This is a genomic window from Burkholderia sp. MSMB1588, assembly GCF_001546925.1.
Lineage (GTDB): Bacteria > Pseudomonadota > Gammaproteobacteria > Burkholderiales > Burkholderiaceae > Burkholderia > Burkholderia humptydooensis.
In genome coordinates, this window is the sequence record NZ_CM003770.1 from 2,542,180 (window position 1) to 2,560,149 (window position 17,970).

The window sequence follows — 17,970 nt, forward strand, 5'->3', positions numbered from 1 at the left end:
CGCGGCTCGTCACCAGTTGTATTTCGCGCTGGCGAGGACGGTGCGCTCGTTGCCGAATACGCAGACCGCGGACGATTGGCAACCGCTGACGAAATGCCGGTCGAACACGTTCGTCACGTTCAGCGCGAAACGCCAGGCGCGGGTGTCGTAGTGCAGCGCCGCATCGTACAGCGTGTAGCTCGCGACGTTCAGTGCGTTGTCCGGCGCGCCCGCCGACGCGCTCTGGTAGCGAATGCCGCCGCCGAACCCCAGCCCCGGGAGCGGGCCCGCATGCGATGTCCAGTCGCCCCACAGCGACGCCATCTGGCGCGGGAGCGGAACCGCGACCGGCCAGTGGTTCAGCGACGCGTCGTTCGCCTTCACGTTCTTCACATCCTGATAGACATATGACGCGACGATCGACAGTTCCGGCGTGACCTTGCCCACCGCGCTCAGCTCGACGCCTCGCGAGCGCACCTCGCCCGTCTGCACGAACGACGTGCCCGTCGGATCGAGATTCGTCGGCGCGGGCGTCACCACGTTCGTCTCGTCGATCCGGTAGACGGCGGCGCTCAGCATGAGGTTCCTGCCGGGCGCCTGCCAGCGCAGGCCAGCCTCGATCTGCGCGCCGCGCGTCGGCTTCGGCACGCCGCCGCCGAATATCCTGACGCCGATCACCGGATTGAACGACGTCGCGTAGCCGACGTATGGCGACAGCCCGTGGTCGCCCCGGTAGGTCAGCCCGAGGCGGCCCGAGAACGCGCTGACGTCCGCCCTCGACTGCGCGCCCGCCGCGAGATCGTCCTGCCGGATGCTCACCCGGTCCTCGCGGCCGCCGATCGTGAGCGCCCAGCGGCGCCACTCGATCTGGTCCTGCGCGTATACGCCGAACGTGTTCATCGCCGTGTACTGATCGATGTGGCCCAACGACGTCGGGCCGGAGAAGATCGCCGCCGTGACAGGCGTGTAGACGGGATCGTAAAGATTCAGGCTCGGCGCCAGCGCGAGCCATACGCTGTTGGTCGTCGTCTGCCGGTTGTAGTGCAAGCCGAGCAGCAGCGTGTGTTCGAGCGGCCCCGTGCCGAAGCGCGCCTGCGCGTTGCTGTCGATGTCGAAGCGGCTGTAGTTCAACTGGAACAGCCCCGCGAAGCGCATCATGTCCGTCGTGCTGCCGCGGGCAAGGCCGTTGCCGAAAACCGATGCGTCGTCGAGCGACAGGTGCATCCAGCGCACGCTCTGGCGCAGCGTCCACGTCGAATCGAGTGCGTGCTCGAACTGATAGCCGACGGACCACTGTTTCTTCCGGTAATCGTTGAACGCCGGGTCCCCCATGTAGATGTCCGGCGACAGGCGGCCATTCGGATTCGGCAGCACGGCGCCCCGTGCGGGCAGGAAATTGAACGAGATGTCGCTCTGGTCCCGCAGGCAGGACGCGGAAACCGTCAGCGAAGTGCGGGCATCCGGCCGCCACCGGAACGACGGCGCAAGCGCGATGCGCCGGTCCGCGTTCGGGCCGGTCGACGCGTTGCCGTCGCGCGCGACGCCGACGAGGCGGTACGCATATTCGCCGTCCCCGCCCAGCCTGTCGCCGACGTCGAACATGAACTGCTTGCGCGCATCATTGCCGATCTGCACGCCTGCTTCGCGCACGCGCTCGCCGTCGGCCCGCTTCGTCCGCACGTCGACGATCGCGCCCGGATCGCCCGCGCCGTAAAGCACCGACGCCGGCCCGCGCAGCACGCCGACGCTGTCGATCATGAACGGATCGACGCGCCAGTTCGCGATGGTGGCCGTATTCGGCGCCTGCAATCCGTCGACGAACAACGTGGGCGTGAAGCCGCGCAGCGCCGCATACCAGTCGGTACGGCTGTCGGAGCCGAACGATGCGAAGCCCGGCACGTAGCGCAGCGCCTGGTTGAGATCGGTCGCGCCGGTCATCTCGATCTGCTGCGCCGTGACGACGTTGATCGTCTGGGGCACCTCGGCGATCGGCGTGTCCGTCTTCGTGCCGATCGCCGTGCGCATTCCGACGAGCCCGATCGACGCCGCGTTCGCCTCGCCTTTCACCGCGATCTCCGGCAACGTGACGCCGGGCGCCGCATCGATCCGGCTCGCCGCGCCCATCGCCTGCGCGTCGTTCACGGCTTGCGCCGCCTGCGCACAGGCATGGCCGGACGCCGCCGCACCAAGCACGCCCCCGGCAACGATCGTGATCGCACGCCGGCTCGCATCCGTTCCCCTCCCCATCATTCAATGCCCCGTCATGGTGGCGGCCGGTTCGGCCTGCCCGTTGGTCAAAGTGCGGGCCGTCCGGCGTCCGCTTCGCTTTTTCGATGATTGTCGCTCGCGCCGGCAGCGCGTCCCGGCCGGTTGCGCCGTGGACGAACGCCGATGATATCGGTTGAAAATTGCACTGCCTTTAAAGCGGTCCGTCGAATGGCCCGCGTCGGCCGCCCGGGCGGGCCGCGAGCATGATCGCCAATAACGGACGCGATGCCAAGCGATCAGCGCCCCTTGACGCGAAGGCCGGACGGAATCGCTCCGCGACCGGGAGCCCGACGAATGATGGGAAAGCCGCGCCGTCCGAGACGAAATCGGATGGCCGAATCGGGCCGCCGGCCCAGGCGCGCCCGTTCCGGCCGTTCGGCCGAACGGCCAAAATCGCGCGTAGGCGCCGAAGATCGAGTACTGTGGAAGCCATGCGTCGGGCTTGCGGCGTCCGGATGCGCGAGCGCGTGCGCGCCGATCGCATCGAATCGCCTCGGCATCGATTGCAAAGAACCCGACAGCCTCCGGATGAGCCCATGAAAAACACCGATTCGCCCGAAAACCAGCCGGCCTCCGGGCTGATCGACCGACGGATCGCCGAACTCGGCGACTGGCGCGGCGACACGCTGAGCCGGATGCGCCGGCTGATCCATGAAGCGGACCCGGACGTCGTCGAGGAATGGAAGTGGAGAGGCACCCCCGTCTGGTCGCACGACGGCATCATCTGCACCGGCGAGTCGTACAAGGCGGTCGTCAAGCTGACTTTCGCCAAGGGCGCATCGCTCGACGATCCGGCCGGACTCTTCAATTCGAGCCTCGACGGCAACGTCCGGCGCACGATCGACATCCGCGAAGGCGAGACGCTTGACGCCAACGCGTTCAAGACGCTCGTGCGCGCCGCGATCGCGGTCAATCAGTCGAACGGCAAGGCGAAGGCGGAGTCGAAGGCAAAGCGCGCGAAGCCGGACGAGAAATGACAAATGACGCAACGCGCGAAACGCGCGGCGGCCGAGCCCGCGCCACGCGCTCCGCTTCGCGCGCCCGTCACCGCAACGCGCCGGCCAGCTTGCGGATCGCCCTGTGGACGAAAAGCGCCGGCCCGGCAAGGTGCGGCCGCAGGATCGCGTGCTTGCGCACGTACTTCGGCACGTGCCATTCGGTGCGGCTGCCGGCGTAGAACAACGCGGCGTCGCCGGCGCGCAGCGTGCGGGGCGGGTCGCCGTCCGACGAGACGATCACCTCGCCCTCGATCACGTGAATGGTTTCGTCGCAGTCGAAGTACCAGTTGAAACGCCCCGCGGTGCAATCCCAGACCCACATCGACGTCGTCGAGTCGGGGCTGCACGACCACCGGCCGCTGCGCGCAACGGGCGCTCCTTCGATGATCCATCCGGGATCGATCGGAGAAGGTTGCAATACGACGTCGTCCAGCCGTACGGCCTCGAAAACGGAACGGGACATGGATCTGCCTCTGCTGCTGTTCAATCCGGAAATGACGGGAAACGCGCGGCGGCCGGAAACGGCGGGACATCCGCCGGACACGCTCTGCGAACGAGCCGAAGCGGCTATTTTGCAAGCTTTGTTTTCGGCGGCGCAAGGATGATATTTGCGATTTGTAATAAATCACACGCTCGCGGAGAGCCGCGCGCCTACGATCGAATCGCGGCGGCGCGCGCACCGCGGACGCCACGCACATTCCCGCGACGCCCGGAGGACGCATACCGGCCGATGCCCGGCTTGCGCTTCACGCCGGATTTGGCGCAGCCCGCTTCATGCGTTGCGCGCGAGCGCGAACCGCGGCGTCGCGATTCCCGCATGGCGCGTACCGGCGACGAACACGCCGCCCGCGCCCGGATCGCGCGCGAGCGCGCCGCCGTCGAGGCCGACGCGCGCGCTCGTCACGTATAGCCGCCCGTCGCCGTCGAGCGCCACGCAGCTCGGCTGCGGCGTCGGCACCGCGATGCGATCGGTCTCGACGCCTTGCGCGTCGTAGCGCACGACCCGCGCGCCGCCCCACTGCGCGTTCCACACGCCGCCACTTGCATCGACCGTCGAGCCGTCGGGCTCGCCGTCCGCGTCGGCAAGCCGGACGAACGACCGGACGCGATCGACGCCGCCGCCCGGCCGGTAGTCGCACACCTGGATTTCCCGCGTCGGCGAATCGCAGAAATACATCGCCGAGCCGTCCGGAGAAAATGCGATGCCGTTCGCGATCGCGGCGGGCGGCAGCGCAAGCCGCTGCAGGCTCAAATCCGCGTTCAGCCGGTAATAGCCGCCCACCGCGCGCGGCGACGCGCCGCCGCCCTCGTCCTTCATCCCGAACACGAAGGCGCCCGCGCGGTCGCAGCGGCCGTCGTTGACGCGCGTCGGCAGCTCGGGCTCGACGTCGACGACCGGCGCGAGCGCCCGCCGGCGCGTGTCGAAGAACGCGATGCGCGACGCAAGGCCGACGAGCAGCACATCGGGATCGTCGGTGAGCGCGAAGCATGCGATGCGCTCGGGCATCTCCCAACTGTCCGTCGCCGCGCCGCCGTACGCGCCGGCCGCGCGCCATCGCCACAGGCGCGCGCCTTCGATGTCGACCCAGTACAGCGCGCGCGTCGCGTCGCACCACGTCGCGCCTTCGCCCAGCGCGTTGCGGCAGTCGACCAGCAGCGTCGCGGCGGCTGCCGCATCCGTTCGCGCCGGTCGATTCGATGATTCCATATCGTCTCCTGATGTCGCGGTGCTGCCACGCGGCCGGAGGGCCGCGCGGCAGCAAGGTCAGCCCCGCATCGCGCGCCGCCGACTGCGACGATACTGGTCGAACAGCACCGCGAGCAACAGAATGCCGCCGCGTATCAGATATTGGTAAAACGTCGGCACGTTGAGGAGGCTCATCGCGTCCTGCACCGAGCCCATGATCAGCACGCCGACGAGCACGCCCGAAATCGTCGCGACGCCGCCCGTCAGCGACACGCCGCCCAGCACGCACGCCGAGATCACGCCGAGCTCGAGGCCGACCGACGTCTTCGGGTCGCCCAGGCTCATCCGCGACGCGAGCATCACGCCGGCGAAGCCCGTCACGAGCCCCTGCAGCACGAACACGGTGATCCTGATTCGCATGACGGGCAGGCCGGCGAGCAGCGCCGCCTCGCCGTTGCCGCCGACGGCGAGCACGTTCTTGCCGAACACTGTCTTGCGCAGCAGGAAGCCGAACGCGACGAAGCCGACGATGTTGCTCCAGATCGGATACGAGATGCCGAGGAACGAGCCCGAGCCAAGCGCGAAGAAGCGCTCCTCGGAGATCATCACCGCGTCGCCGTTCGACGTGATGAACGCGAGCCCGCGCACGACCTCCATCATCGCGAGCGTGACGATCAGCGAATTGATCCGCCAGCGCGCGATCAGCACGCCGTTGACGAGCCCGACCGCGCCGCCCGCGAGCACGCCCGCCGCGGCGCCGAGCGCGATGCTGTGCGTCGCCGTGATGAGCGTCGAGGCGACGACGCCCGAGAACGCGACGATCGACGCGACCGACAGGTCGACCTCGCCCAGCGCGAGCACGAACATCATCGTGACCGCAATCGAGCCGATCAGCGTGACCGACAGCAACAGGCCCTGGATGTTGCGGGCCGTCAGGAAGTCCGGCACGGCGATCGCGAGCGCCGCGAACAGCGCGACGAACACGACGACGATGCCGGAGCGGTTGAGGAGATCCCACGCGGCGGCGCGCGGCCGCGTGACGGATGCCGGGGAATCGGCTGGGGAAGAAGTGCCTTGGGGTTGCATGGCTTGACTCATGTCGTTCGCGTTTTCCGGTTTGCGCTGCCGCGCCGCTAGCGCGGCAGCGCGAGCTTGATCAATGCGTCGGGGCTCGCCTGCGCCTTCGCCACGCAGCCGGCGATCCGCCCTTCCTTCATCACGACGATGCGGTCCGACACGCCGATCACCTCGGCCAGATCGCTCGACACGATGAGCACCGTGCGGCCCGCGTCGGCGAGCTCGTAGAACAGGTTGTAGATTTCCGCGCGCGCGCCGACGTCGATGCCGCGCGTCGGCTCGTCCATCAGGAACACGTCGATGCGCTCGGCGAGCCAGCGCGCGAGGATCACCTTCTGCTGGTTGCCGCCCGACAGCGCGCCGATCGGCGTATCGGCGTCGCGCGTCTTGATCGCGAGCCGCGCGATGTAGCGCGCGGCGAGCTCGCGCTCGCGCCGAGCGTCGAGCAGCAAGCGCGCGGGGCTGAAGTGGCGCCGCGCGCTCAGGTTCAGGTTGTCCGCGACCGACGCGATCGCGACGATCCCTTCCTGCTTGCGGTCCTCCGGGCACAGCGCGATGCCGGCGCGCACCGCGTCGCGCGGGCTCGCGAACGACACGCGCCGGCCGTTCAGCTCGACGTGGCCCGCGCTCGGGCGCGCGGCGCCGTACAGCAGCTTCATCAGCTCCGAGCGCCCGGCGCCGACGAGCCCGAAGAAGCCGACGATCTCGCCGCGCCGCGCGCTGAACGACACCGGCTCGGCGAGGCCCGGCCCGCACAGGCCCTTCGCCTCGATCGCCACGTCGCCCGGCTCGCGCGGCCGATAGCCGTACACGTCGGCGATCGGGCGGCCGACCATGCAGCCGATCAGCCTGTCGCGATCGAGATCGGCGACCGATTCGAACGTCTCGATGCGGCGGCCGTCGCGAAACACCGTCACGCGGTCGCACAGCGCGTCGACCTCCTCCATCCGGTGCGTGACGTAGATGATCGCGCGGCCGTCCGCGCGCAGCGCGTGAATGATCCGGAACAGGCGCTCGGTCTCGCGCGCGGACAGCGAGCTCGTCGGCTCGTCGAACGCGATCACGCGCGCGTCGCGCATCAGCGCCTTGCCGATCTCGATCATCTGCCGCTGCCCGATCGACAGCAGCTTCACCGGCGTGTTCGGATCGATCCGCTCGCCGAGCCGCTCGAGCCCGGCCGTCGCGCGCGCGACGAGCGCGCGCTCGTCGAGCACGCCGGCGCGGTTCGGCAGTTGCCCGAGCATCAGGTTCTCGGCGACCGTCAGCTCGGGCACGAGATGCAGTTCCTGATAGATGATCGCGATGCCCGCCTCGAGCGCCGCGCGCGTCGAGCCGAAGCGCTGCGCGTGCCCGTTCAGCCGCAGCGTGCCCGCCTGCGGCTGGTTCACGCCGGAGAGCACCTTCAGGAGCGTCGACTTGCCCGCGCCGTTCTCGCCCATCAGCCCGTGCACCTCGCCCGCGCGCACCGACAGCGACACCGCGTCGAGCGCGCGCACGCCGGGAAACGTCACGGTGACGCCGTCGAGCTCGAGGCATGCGGCGCGCGGCGCAGGGCCGGCCGCGCCGGCCGCCGGCGCGCCGCGCGTGTGTATCGTCGTGTCAGTCATCGGTTCCTCGTCGACGTGCCGCTCAGATGCCCAGCTCGGCGCGCACCGCCTGCCAGTTCTCGCGCGTCATCAGCTTGCCGCTCGTCTGCGTATCGGCGGGCGGCGCCTTGCCGCTGCGGATCCAGTCGACGAGGTTCTGCGCGCTCTGCTTGCCGTGGTTCGTCGAGCTGACCGCGATCGTGCCGAAGAAGCCCGTCGGCTCCTTCTTCTGGAATTCGGCGAACGCCTCGCCCGCGCCGTTGATGCCGACGCCGATCACGTCCGCCGCCGGAATGTGCAGTTGCTCGGTCGCGCGCACCGCGCCCAGCACCGTTTCCTCGTTCAGCGCGAAGATCACCCACTTCTTCACGTTCGGATGCCGCGCGAGCACGGGCGCCGCCGCGCTGAAGCCGCCTTCGTCGTCGGTCGTCTTCTGCGGCGCGTCGAAGATGTTCTCTTTCCTGAAGCCGCTCGCGAGGAGCGCCTGCGTCGCGCCGTCGGTGCGCAGCTTCGCGGTCGGCAGCTCGTAGTTCGTCACGCGCAGCGCGCCGACTTCCTCCGGCTTCCAGCCGCGCCTTTTCATCTCGTCGGCGATCGCCTGGCCCACCTGGTTGCCGATCTTCGTCGCCGACATCCCGAGGTGCGGCACGTTCGCGAGCGGCTTGCCCGACGAATCGACGAGCTGGTCGTCGACGGTCACGAACTTCATGTCGTAGCGCTTCGCGCGCGCGGCGATCGCGGGCCCGAGGCGCACGTCCGGCGCGCAGATCACGAAGCCCTGCGCGCCCTGCGTGCCGAGGTTGTCGATCGCGGCGAGCACCTTCTCGCCGTCCGGCGTGCCGATGTTGACGACCGCGAAGCCGTCCTTTCGGCCGAGCGACGTCGCGGCCTTCTGCTCGTTGATGAACCACGCCTGCTCGGGCATCTTCACGAGGAAGCCGATCTTCAGCGGCGTGTCCGCGCGGGTCGCGGCGGGCATCGCGAGCGGCGCGGCAAGAAGCGCCGCGAACGCGGCGCGCAGGGTCAATCGGCGAATCGTGCGGGTCATGGTGCGTCTCCTTGTCATGTTGCGTCTCCTTGATGTGGGTCGTTTCCGACTGTCGTGCGTGTTGCCGGCTGCGTGCCGGCTGTATGCCGGCTTGCTGCCGATTCATGGCGGCTCGTCGCGGCGCGTTGCCGTGTTGCGTTGCCGTGTTGCCTTGCCGTGTTGCCGCGTTTGCCGCATGTCGCCGTGCGTCGCCATACAGCGCGTGCGCGAATCCGGCGCATGCTCCAGCTCCGCGCGCCCGTCCGCCGCCCATGCCCGGCGGCGCTTCAGCGGTGAAACGGGTCGGCCGCGATGCGCCGGCCGACCATGAACGCGTCGGCGACGAGCCGCAGCGGCCGATCGTCGACGTCGCTCTCGCGCGCCGCGATCAACGCATGAAAGCGTGCGTACAGCGACGGGTATTCGCACTCGGGCGGCAGCGCGACGGGCTCGCCCGCGATCGACAGCCGCGCGCCGCCCGCGCCGATCGCGAGCACGCCGCCGTCGGTATCGACCGCGATGTCCCATTGCTCGACCGGGCCGTGCCGCCAGTCGAACTCCGCGCGCACCGGCACGCCCGCCGTGTCGACGCAGTCGAGCTCGGCCGCGATCGGGGTGTGCACGTTGGCGGGCACGACGAGCGTCGCCGCGCGCAGCACGAGCTCGCGCGGCAAGATCCGCGTGACGATCGACAGCGCGTTGATGCCCGGATCGAACACGCCGAGCCCGCCCGGCTCCCAGATCCACTGCTGCCCCGGATGCCAGCGCCGCACGTCTTCCTTCCAGCGCACCTGCACCGCGCGGATCGTGCGCGTGGCGAGCCACGCGCACGCGGGCTCGACCGCGCGCGCATGCCGCGAATGCCAGCTCGCGAAGAGCGTGCGGCCGCGCTCGCGCGCGAGCGCGCGCAGCGCCGCGATTTCGCCGACCGTCGCACCCGGCGGCTTTTCGAGCATCACGTGCTTGCCGGCGTCGAGCGCGGCGCGCGCCTGCGCGTAGCGCACCTGCGGCGGCGCGGCGAGCGACACCGCGTCGAGCGCCGGCTCGGCGGCGAGCAGCGCGCCGATGTCCGGGTGATTGCGCACGCCGCGAACTTCCGCGTGGCGGCTCGCGCATGCGCGCAGATCGAAGCCCGGCTCAGCCGCGATCGCGGGCAGGTGCTGATCGCGCGCGATCTTGCCGATGCCGACGAGGCCGAGCGTGTAGACGGTATTCATCGCATGACTCCTTGCCGGGTTCGCCGCGCGTCAGCGCGCCCAGCGCAGCACGAGCGGATCGAGCCGGCGCGCGATCTCGATCAGCTCGGCGCGCGAATCCGGATGGATCGGCGGCAGCGGATGCCGCGGCCGCTCGCACGCGATCACGCCGCCCTCGCGCATCAGCGCCTTCGCGGCGACGAGCCCCGTCTGCCGGTTCTCGTGATTGATGAGCGGCAGCCAGCGCTGGTACAGCGCGAACGCGTCGTCGGCGCGCCCGTCGCGATGCGCGTCGACGATCGGCCGGATTCCGTCCGGATACGCGCCGCCCGTCATCGCGCCCGTCGCGCCCGCGTTCAGGTCCGCGAGCAGCGTGATCGCCTCCTCGCCGTCCCACGGCCCCTCGATCGCGTCGCCGCCGAGCCGGATCAGCTCGCGCAGCTTGTTCGCCGCGCCCGGCGTCTCGATCTTGAAGTACGACACCTGCTCGATCTCGCGCGCCATCCGCGCGAGAAACGGCGCGGACAGCACGGTGCCGCTCGCGGGCGCGTCCTGGATCATGATCGGGATGTCGAGCGCGTCCGACAGGCGCGCGTAGAACGCGTGGATCTGCGTGTCGGGCACGCGGAACGTCGCGCCGTGATACGGCGGCATCGCCATCACCATCGCCGCGCCCAGCTCCTGCGCGCGGCGGCTGCGCGCCGCGCAGACCCGCGTGCTGTAGTGCGTCGTCGTCACGATCACGGGCACGCGGCCCGCGACGTGCTCGAGAATCGTTCGCGTGAGCACGTCGCGCTCGTCGTCGGCGAGCGCGAACTGCTCGGAGAAGTTCGCGAGGATGCAAAGGCCCTCCGAGCCCGCATCGATCATGAAATCGACCGCGCGCATCTGGCTCGGCAGATCCAGCTCGCCGGTCTCGGTAAACGTCGTCGGCACGACGGGGAAGACGCCGCGGTAGCGCGGCGAGCGGCTCGTATTCATCGGTCGGTTCCTGCGTCAGTGAAAGCGTTCATCGGTCCAGGGCCTGTTCATGTGCGGATGCGCGGTTCGCCGGCGAGCCCGCCCGCATCCGGCAGCGGCGCGCGCAGCGCCGCGCGCACGACGAACGTCATCGGCACCGCGAACGCGAGCGTCGCGGCGAGGAAATACAGGCCCGCGGCGAGGCTGCCCGTCGCGTCCTTGATGAGGCCGATGCCGTATGGGCCAACGTAGCCGCCGAGATTCGCGAGCGAGTTGATCGCCGCGATGCCGACTGCGGCGCTCGTGCCCGTCAGGAATTCGCCGGGCAGCGCCCAGACGACGGCCTGGATCGAATAGATCGAGAACGCGCTCAGACAGATGAACAGGAACTGCAGCGCGGGCGCATGGACGGCCGCGCTCGCGGCGAGCGTGAGCGCGGCCGCCGCCGACACGATCGCGATGTGGCCGTAGCGCTCGCGCTTGCGATCCGAATGGCGCGGCACGACGAGCAGCCCGCCGACCGCGAACAGGTACGGCACCGCGAACAGCAGGCCGGTTGCCGCATCGCCGACGCCGAACGCCTTGATGATCGTCGGCAGCCACAGCGACAGCCCGTAGATGCTGAGCGGAAACGGCAGGAACAGCGCGGCGAGCAGCAGCACGCGCGTATCGCGCAGCGCGGCGAGCGGCCGGTGGTGCGAGTGCGGCCGGTACGCGCGGCGGTCGGCGTCGAGCTCGCGCTCGATCCAGCGGCGATCGACCGCGTCGAGCCAGCGCGCGTGCGCGGGCGACGCCGGCAACAGCCGCAGCGTCGGCGCGGCGAGCAGCACGGCGGGCAACCCGCTCGCGACGAACAGCGCCTGCCAGTTCGACAGGCCGAGCACGCCGTGCGTCGCGAGCAGCATGCCCGCGAGCGGCCCGGTCACGATGCCGGCGATCGGCTGCGCGAGCACGAGCAGACCGATCACCCGCGCGCGATGACGCATCGGAAACCATTGCGTGAGGAAATAGAGGATGCCCGGATAGAGCCCCGCCTCCACCGCGCCAAGCAGGAAGCGCAGCACATAGAAGCTCGCCGGCCCTTCGACGAGCGCCATCGCGACCGTGATCGCCCCCCACGTGACGAGAATCCGCGAGAACCACACGCGCGCGCCGAAGCGCTCGAGCGCGAGATTGCTCGGCACCTCGCACAGGAAGTAGCCGATGAAGAAGAGGCCCGCGCCGAGGCCGTACGCGGCGTCGCTCAGGCCCACGGCCGCGTTCATGTACAGCTTCGCGAAGCCGACGACGGTCCGGTCGACATACGCGACCACGTAGATCAGCGCGAGAAACGGCACCAGCTTGCGCGTGAGCAGGCGCACGATGCGCCGCTCGTCGTCGCCCGATGTGGCCGAGGGGGCGTGCGGCGGCGCGGCGTCGGCGCGCGCGCCGCTCGCGTCGGGCAATGCGTGCGCGGAAATCATGCGCTCGGTGGCCATGCTGTCGTCTCCTTATGTCTTCGATGTCGCGATGTCTCGCGCCGGCGTCGCCGCCGGTCTGCGTTGCGCGCTTTGGTGCGCGCTTTGGTGCGCGCTTCGCGTTGCGTTCGTGCGTCCGCGCTCGCCTAGCGCGGCGCGGCGGCTTCCCGCCGGCCGCCGACCCGGCGCGGCACGGCGAGCGGATTGCCGTCGCGCAGCGCGCCGGGCAGCAGCGCGTCGTCAACGTTCTGGTAGCAGATGGGCCGCTGAAAGCGCTCGATCGCGGCGGTGCCGACCGACGTGCTGCGGCCGTCCGAGGTCGCCGGGAACGGTCCGCCGTGAACGATCGCGTCGCACACTTCGACGCCCGTCGGAAAGCCGTTCGCGAGAATGCGGCCCGCGCGGCGCTCGACGATCGGCAGCAGCGTGCGCGCGAGCTCGCGATCGTCGGCGCTCAGGTGCAGCGTCACCGTCAACTGCCCTTCGAGCCGCCGCATCGCATCGCGCATCTCGTCGGCGCTCGCGCATTCGACGAGCACGCTCGACGGGCCGAACACTTCGTCGGCGAGCGTCGCGTCGGCCATCAGGTCGCGCGCGCTCACGCGCAGCAGCGCCGCCTGCGCGCGATCGCCGGCCGCCGCGCCGCGCGCGACGACATCGACGGCCGGATGGCGCGCGAGCCGCGCGACGCCCGCGTCGTAAGCGCGCAGGATGCCCGCGCTCAGCATCACGCCCGCCGGCACGTCGCGCAGCGCGCGCGCGGCGGCGTCGACGAACGCGTCGAAGCCCGCGCCCGCGATGCCGAGCGCGAGGCCCGGATTCGTGCAGAACTGCCCGCAGCCGAGCGTGACCGACGCGACGAACTCGCGCGCGAGCGCCTCACCGCGCGCCGCGAGCGCGCCGGGCAGCAGCAGGTTCGGATTCACGCTGCTCATCTCCGCGTAGACCGGAATCGGCACGGGCCGCGCCGCCGCGAGCGCGGCAAGCGCGAGGCCGCCCGCGCGCGAGCCGGTGAAGCCGACCGCGCGGATCGCCGGATGCGCGACGAGCGCGCGGCCGACGTCGTGCCCCGCGTCGGCGAGGAGCGCGAACACGCCGGCCGGCAGCGCGGCCGCGCGCACGGCCGCCTGCACCGCGCGCCCGACGAGCTCGGACGTGCCGGGATGCGCGGGATGCGCCTTCACGACGACCGGGCAGCCGGCCGCGAGCGCCGCCGCCGCATCGCCGCCCGCGACCGAAAACGCGAGCGGGAAATTGCTCGCGCCGAACACCGCGACCGGGCCCACGCCGATGCGCAGGAAGCGCAGATCGCCGCGCGGCGGCTGCCGCTCCGGCAGCGCGGGCTCGATCCGCACGTCGAGCGCGTCGCCGCCGCGCACGAGCGCCGCGAACATCCGCAATTGGTTCGCGGTGCGCGCGCGCTCGCCTTCGAGCCGCGCGCGCGGCAAGCCGGTCTCGGCCATCGCGCGCACGATCAGCGCGTCGCCGAGCGCTTCGATCCGCGCGGCGATGTCGTCGAGCAGATCCGCGCGGCGCGATGCGGCGAGCGCGCGGTACGTGTCGAACGCGGCATCGGCGAGCGCGCATGCCGCATCGACGTCCGCCGGCAGCGCGCCATGAAAGACCGGCTCGGCGATCGCCGCGCCCGTCGCCGCGTCGATCGCGTGAAACGCCTCGCCCCGGCCGCGCCGCGCGCCGCCGTCGATCAGGAGTTCGCCCGTGGGCCCGCTCATCGTCGCGCCTCCCGGTCAGTGCGAATGCCGCGGCACAGCGGCGCCGCGCCGGCCGACCAGGAAGTCGAGGTCGCAGCCCTCGTCCGCCTGCAGCACGTGGTCGACGTAAAGACGCGCGTAGCCGCCGCTGCCCGCCTGCCCGGCGGCACCCGGCGCGCTCGCCGGATCGAGGTCCGACAGCCGGCGCGCGAGCTCGTCGTCGCTCACGTCGAGCGTGAGCGTGCCCGCTTCGCAATCGAGCGCGATCCAGTCGCCGTTGCGCACCGCCGCGAGCGGGCCGCCCGCCGCCGCCTCCGGCGCGACGTGCAGCACGACCGTGCCGTACGCGGTGCCGCTCATTCGCGCGTCCGAGATCCGCACCATGTCCTTCACGCCCTGGCGCAACAGCTTCGGCGGCAGCCCCATGTTGCCGACCTCGGCCATGCCCGGATAGCCGCGCGGCCCGCAGTTCTTCAGCACGAGCACCGAGCTCGCGTCGACGTCGAGCGCCTCGTCGTCGATCGTCGCCTTGTAGTGCTCGAAGTTCTCGAACACCACCGCGCGGCCGCGATGCCTGAGCAACTCCGGGCTCGCCGCGGACGGCTTGAGCACCGCGCCGCGCGGCGCGAGATTGCCGCGCAGGACCCGGATGCCGCCGTCTGCGATCAGCGGCCGCGCGAGCGGACGGATCACTTCGTCGTCGTGGTTCGGCGCGTCGCGCACGTTCTCCCACAGCGACTTGCCGTTGACGGTCAGCGCGCCCGGATGCGGCAGCAGGTTCGCCTCGCCCAGCCGGCGCAGCACGGCGGGCAGCCCGCCCGCGTAATAGAACTCCTCCATCAGGAACCGGCCCGACGGCATCAGATCGACGATCGTCGGCGTATCGCGGCCGATGCGCATCCAATCCTCGAGCTCGAGCGGCACGCCGAGCCGCCCGGCGATCGCCTTCAGATGGATCACCGCGTTCGTCGAGCCGCCGATCGCCGCGTTCGCGCGGATCGCGTTCTCGAACGCCGCGCGCGTCAGGATCGTCGACAGCACGAGCCCTTCGTGCGCCATCTCGACGATGCGCGCGCCCGACAGGTGCGCGAGCACGTAGCGGCGCGCATCGACGGCCGGGATCGCCGCGTTGTGCGGCAGCGCGACGCCGAGCGCTTCGGCCAGGCACGCCATCGTCGACGCGGTGCCCATCGTGTTGCAGGTGCCCGCCGAGCGCGACATGCCGGCCTCCGCCGACAGGAAGCGGTGCAGGTCGATCTCGCCCGCCTTCAGCGCCTCGTGCAGTTGCCACACGGCGGTGCCGGAGCCGATGTTCTTGCCGTCGAGCTTGCCGTTGAGCATCGGGCCGCCGGACACGACGATCGCCGGCACGTCGCAGCTCGCCGCGCCCATCAGCAGCGCGGGGGTCGTCTTGTCGCAGCCGGCGAGCAGCACGACCGCGTCGATCGGGTTGCCGCGAATCGCCTCCTCGACGTCCATCGAGGCGAGATTGCGCGTGAGCATCGCGGACGGCCGCAGGTTCGATTCGCCGTTCGAGAACACCGGAAACTCGACCGGAAAGCCGCCCGCCTCGTAGACGCCGCGCTTCACGTGCTCGGCGAGCTTGCGAAAGTGCGCGTTGCACGGCGTGAGCTCCGACCAGGTATTGCAGATGCCGACGATCGGCCGGCCGTCGAATTCGTGATCGGGAATACCCTGATTCTTCATCCAGCTCCGGTACATGAAGCCGTTCTTGTCATGGGTGCCGAACCATTGAGCCGAGCGCAGCTTGGGTTTGGATGCCGACATCGTCACGTCCTGTATGGCGGAATATTCGGCGCAGTCTAGGGAGAATTTTGATAACCTACTAATGACGTTTTGGCGCTTTCAGATATCTTTTAAATATTGATATAAAAATGCCGACAACACTCCCGACAACGCTCGACACGCATCCCCGGGCGATCCGAAGCCGACTGAAGACGCGCCAGTTGCTGCTGATCGTCGCGCTCGCCGACGAGGGCAACATCCACCGCGCGGCGGCGGCGCTGAACATGACGCAGCCGGCCGCGTCGAAGCTGCTGCGCGAACTGGAGGACACGATCGGCGCGATGCTGTTCGAGCGGATGCCGCGCGGCATGCGGCCGACGCTGTATGGCGACGCCCTGATCCGCCACGCGCGCGCGGCGCTCGGCAGCCTCGACCAGGCGCAGGACGAGCTGGCCGCGCTGAAGGCCGGACGCCTCGGGCACGTCGCGATCGGCGCGATCACATCCCCGGGCCTGCGGCTGCTGCCGCCCGCCGTCGCGGCGGTCAAGGCGACGCACGCGAACGTCCGGATCTCGGTCGAGATCGACACGAGCAACGTGCTGCTCGAACGCCTCGCGCAGGACAAGCTCGACGTCGTCGTGGGCCGCCTGTCGGCTGAGCACGACAAGCTGCGGCTGCGCTACGCGCCGCTGACGGGCGAGCCGGTGGCGGCCGTCGTGCGGGCCGGGCATCCGCTCCTCGAACGCGCGCCGCTGACACTGGCCGACGTGCAGCGCGCCGCGTGGGTCGTGCCGCCCGCGGGCAGCGTGCTGCGCCATCGCTTCGAGCTGATGTTCCAGCGCGCGAGCCTCACGCCGCCCGCGAACGTCGTCGAGACCGCCGCGCTCCTGTTCGTCACGCGCGTGCTCGAGCGCAGCGACATGATCGCGGTGCTCGCAGAGGACGTCGCGCGCTACTACGCGACGCACGGCATCGTCGCGATGCTGCCGCTCGAGATGGATTGCCGGATGGACGATTTCGGGATCATCACGCGCACGGACAAGGTGTATGCGCCCGCGGCGAGCGTGACGATCGATGCGATTCGCGACGCCGCGCGCGAGATTTATGGGGTGGCGGCGGCTTGATGACGTAGGGGCCCGACGGTCCGCGGGATCGAGCGAGCGGGCCGGGTGCCGCGGCGCTCAGATTCGCTGCACCGCGGCCGCCTTCGCACACGCGATCCGCTCGACCAGTTCGCGGCCGAGCGGCGTCAGGAGCGCGCCCGGCACGATCGACCGTCCCCCGCCCATCGCCGTCGCGAGCCCCATCTCGACGAGCGAAACGAATTCCGGATCGCCCATGTCGACATCCTCGGGCGAACGCGCGATACACAACAACGTCGAGAGTTCATGCGGCGTCAACATGATCATGTCTCCGTCATCGAGCGCCGCGTGCCTGCGCCGGCCGCGTCGCTCACGCTGGGTCCGTGTTCGAAACTGCGCTCCCTCGCACTGTGCAGGCACAGGCCGCGAAAGAATATCGGCAATTACGAGATAAGCGCATGGCCGCAATTCGTCGGCTTGCAGGATTTTGCCGATTCCGCAGCGGATTCGATTGCCGTTTTCGCGGGCATGGCGCGGCGATTCGCCGGCTGCGCCTGCGTTTGCGCGGCTCGCACGCGCATCGGAAAAACGTTTTCCTCGTTTCGAATTGCGCGGTGCAATCGAACAGCCGCGCTGCCGGCGCTCGCCGACTTTCGACGCAACGAAGCTTCGAGCGGACACGTCGCAACACCGCGCATCGACATCGTCATCGGCGGGCGTCGTCCGCCCGGTCACGCAGACTAATCGACACGGTCCCGACATCGTGCGGCAAGCCTGTCGTCCGACGGTATGAGCAATTCGCCGGGCCGCGCCGCGAAACGCCATCCGCGATTTCACCCATACGATTGCGCGCGCAACCATCAGGATCACGTAAGCAAGGTGGCATAAGATTGAAACGTGGCACTCGGCTCGAGCGCCGCACCGCACGTCCGCCATTCGGCGGACGACGAAACCGACGACGTGAACGACACATCCGCGCGAACGCGTCGCGCCGCATCCGCCGGATATCGTCGGCGCCGCGCAGCTCGCACGAAGCCGCAGCCTCGACGCCTTTCAAGCCGTAGCGACTTGTCGCAACGCGCGCGCCGGGTTCGGAGAAACCCGCCGACGCCCGACGCGACGCAACGGTCCGGGGAACGAGCGTCCGGAGTTCGGCCGGATCGCCGCATGCGTTCGCGCGCCGCCGCGACGCGGC

The 17,970-nt window shown here is 70.2% G+C and carries 15 protein-coding genes; 3 read left to right on the forward strand and 12 right to left on the reverse strand.

Translation table 11 applies throughout. The annotated features are described in order from the left end of the window. Positions 1-9 precede the first annotated feature (9 nt). Positions 10-2,226, reverse strand: coding sequence for a TonB-dependent siderophore receptor (locus WS92_RS10520; RefSeq protein ID WP_059930168.1), 2,217 nt, complete (start codon positions 2,224-2,226; stop codon positions 10-12). 557 nt (positions 2,227-2,783) lie between these two features. Between WS92_RS10520 and WS92_RS10525 the strand changes: the two genes are divergently transcribed. Then, on the forward strand, positions 2,784-3,224 hold the full coding sequence (locus WS92_RS10525) for a DUF1801 domain-containing protein (protein WP_059930170.1): 441 nt from the start codon (positions 2,784-2,786) through the stop codon (positions 3,222-3,224). A gap of 67 nt (positions 3,225-3,291) precedes the next feature. On the opposite strand, the gene WS92_RS10530 is transcribed toward WS92_RS10525, so the two are convergent. Then, entirely contained in the window at positions 3,292-3,708 is a 417-nt protein-coding gene (locus WS92_RS10530) for a cupin domain-containing protein (protein ID WP_015603149.1), read from the reverse strand. Between WS92_RS10530 and WS92_RS35715 the strand changes: the two genes are divergently transcribed. Then, positions 3,707-3,850, forward strand: a complete 144-nt coding sequence (locus WS92_RS35715) for a hypothetical protein (protein ID WP_156442982.1) — start codon at positions 3,707-3,709, stop codon at positions 3,848-3,850. The genes WS92_RS10530 and WS92_RS35715 overlap by 2 nt on opposite strands. A 167-nt stretch (positions 3,851-4,017) precedes the next feature. Here the strand turns inward: WS92_RS35715 and WS92_RS10535 are convergent, their stop codons facing one another. From WS92_RS10535 to WS92_RS10575, 9 genes are all read right to left on the reverse strand, one after another. Continuing rightward, positions 4,018-4,953: an SMP-30/gluconolactonase/LRE family protein gene (locus WS92_RS10535; protein ID WP_006027545.1), complete on the reverse strand. Its 936-nt coding sequence runs from the start codon at positions 4,951-4,953 to the stop codon at positions 4,018-4,020. 57 nt (positions 4,954-5,010) lie between these two features. Continuing rightward, positions 5,011-6,030, reverse strand: a complete 1,020-nt coding sequence (gene araH / locus WS92_RS10540; protein WP_009914699.1) for an L-arabinose ABC transporter permease AraH — start codon at positions 6,028-6,030, stop codon at positions 5,011-5,013. 35 nt (positions 6,031-6,065) lie between these two features. Beyond that, a complete protein-coding gene (gene araG, locus WS92_RS10545) occupies positions 6,066-7,616 on the reverse strand; it encodes an L-arabinose ABC transporter ATP-binding protein AraG (RefSeq protein WP_059930172.1) in 1,551 nt (516 codons plus the stop codon). Positions 7,617-7,638: 22 nt separating this feature from the next. After that, a complete protein-coding gene (locus tag WS92_RS10550) occupies positions 7,639-8,643 on the reverse strand; it encodes an arabinose ABC transporter substrate-binding protein (RefSeq protein ID WP_006027548.1) in 1,005 nt (334 codons plus the stop codon). A 266-nt stretch (positions 8,644-8,909) separates the two neighbouring features. After that, complete coding sequence (locus WS92_RS10555; protein ID WP_061083841.1) at positions 8,910-9,839, reverse strand: Gfo/Idh/MocA family protein; 930 nt, start codon at positions 9,837-9,839, stop codon at positions 8,910-8,912. Positions 9,840-9,869: 30 nt separating this feature from the next. Beyond that, on the reverse strand, positions 9,870-10,799 hold the full coding sequence (locus tag WS92_RS10560; RefSeq protein ID WP_006027550.1) for a dihydrodipicolinate synthase family protein: 930 nt from the start codon (positions 10,797-10,799) through the stop codon (positions 9,870-9,872). Between the two features lie 47 nt (positions 10,800-10,846). Beyond that, positions 10,847-12,256, reverse strand: a complete 1,410-nt coding sequence (locus WS92_RS10565) for an MFS transporter (RefSeq protein ID WP_082743570.1) — start codon at positions 12,254-12,256, stop codon at positions 10,847-10,849. Between the two features lie 125 nt (positions 12,257-12,381). After that, positions 12,382-13,968: an aldehyde dehydrogenase (NADP(+)) gene (locus tag WS92_RS10570; RefSeq protein WP_015602683.1), complete on the reverse strand. Its 1,587-nt coding sequence runs from the start codon at positions 13,966-13,968 to the stop codon at positions 12,382-12,384. A gap of 15 nt (positions 13,969-13,983) precedes the next feature. After that, complete coding sequence (locus WS92_RS10575) at positions 13,984-15,735, reverse strand: IlvD/Edd family dehydratase (RefSeq protein ID WP_015603555.1); 1,752 nt, start codon at positions 15,733-15,735, stop codon at positions 13,984-13,986. A gap of 107 nt (positions 15,736-15,842) precedes the next feature. Here WS92_RS10575 and WS92_RS10580 point away from each other — a divergent pair, with 107 nt between their 5' ends. Continuing rightward, entirely contained in the window at positions 15,843-16,817 is a 975-nt protein-coding gene (locus WS92_RS10580; RefSeq protein ID WP_006027554.1) for a LysR substrate-binding domain-containing protein, read from the forward strand. Positions 16,818-16,874: 57 nt separating this feature from the next. On the opposite strand, the gene WS92_RS10585 is transcribed toward WS92_RS10580, so the two are convergent. Continuing rightward, on the reverse strand, positions 16,875-17,096 hold the full coding sequence (locus tag WS92_RS10585) for a hypothetical protein (protein ID WP_015603889.1): 222 nt from the start codon (positions 17,094-17,096) through the stop codon (positions 16,875-16,877). Positions 17,097-17,970 lie beyond the last annotated feature (874 nt).

Coding starts and splice junctions, on each gene's coding strand:
- WS92_RS10520 (WP_059930168.1), bottom strand. CDS start 2,226: ATGGGGAGGGGAACGGATGCGAGCCGGCGTGCGATCACGATCGTTGCC.
- WS92_RS10525 (WP_059930170.1), top strand. CDS start 2,784: ATGAAAAACACCGATTCGCCCGAAAACCAGCCGGCCTCCGGGCTGATC.
- WS92_RS35715 (WP_156442982.1), top strand. CDS start 3,707: ATGGATCTGCCTCTGCTGCTGTTCAATCCGGAAATGACGGGAAACGCG.
- WS92_RS10530 (WP_015603149.1), bottom strand. CDS start 3,708: ATGTCCCGTTCCGTTTTCGAGGCCGTACGGCTGGACGACGTCGTATTG.
- WS92_RS10535 (WP_006027545.1), bottom strand. CDS start 4,953: ATGGAATCATCGAATCGACCGGCGCGAACGGATGCGGCAGCCGCCGCG.
- araH (WP_009914699.1), bottom strand. CDS start 6,030: ATGAGTCAAGCCATGCAACCCCAAGGCACTTCTTCCCCAGCCGATTCC.
- araG (WP_059930172.1), bottom strand. CDS start 7,616: ATGACTGACACGACGATACACACGCGCGGCGCGCCGGCGGCCGGCGCG.
- WS92_RS10550 (WP_006027548.1), bottom strand. CDS start 8,643: ATGACCCGCACGATTCGCCGATTGACCCTGCGCGCCGCGTTCGCGGCG.
- WS92_RS10555 (WP_061083841.1), bottom strand. CDS start 9,839: ATGAATACCGTCTACACGCTCGGCCTCGTCGGCATCGGCAAGATCGCG.
- WS92_RS10560 (WP_006027550.1), bottom strand. CDS start 10,799: ATGAATACGAGCCGCTCGCCGCGCTACCGCGGCGTCTTCCCCGTCGTG.
- WS92_RS10565 (WP_082743570.1), bottom strand. CDS start 12,256: ATGGCCACCGAGCGCATGATTTCCGCGCACGCATTGCCCGACGCGAGC.
- WS92_RS10570 (WP_015602683.1), bottom strand. CDS start 13,968: ATGAGCGGGCCCACGGGCGAACTCCTGATCGACGGCGGCGCGCGGCGC.
- WS92_RS10575 (WP_015603555.1), bottom strand. CDS start 15,735: ATGTCGGCATCCAAACCCAAGCTGCGCTCGGCTCAATGGTTCGGCACC.
- WS92_RS10580 (WP_006027554.1), top strand. CDS start 15,843: ATGCCGACAACACTCCCGACAACGCTCGACACGCATCCCCGGGCGATC.
- WS92_RS10585 (WP_015603889.1), bottom strand. CDS start 17,096: ATGTTGACGCCGCATGAACTCTCGACGTTGTTGTGTATCGCGCGTTCG.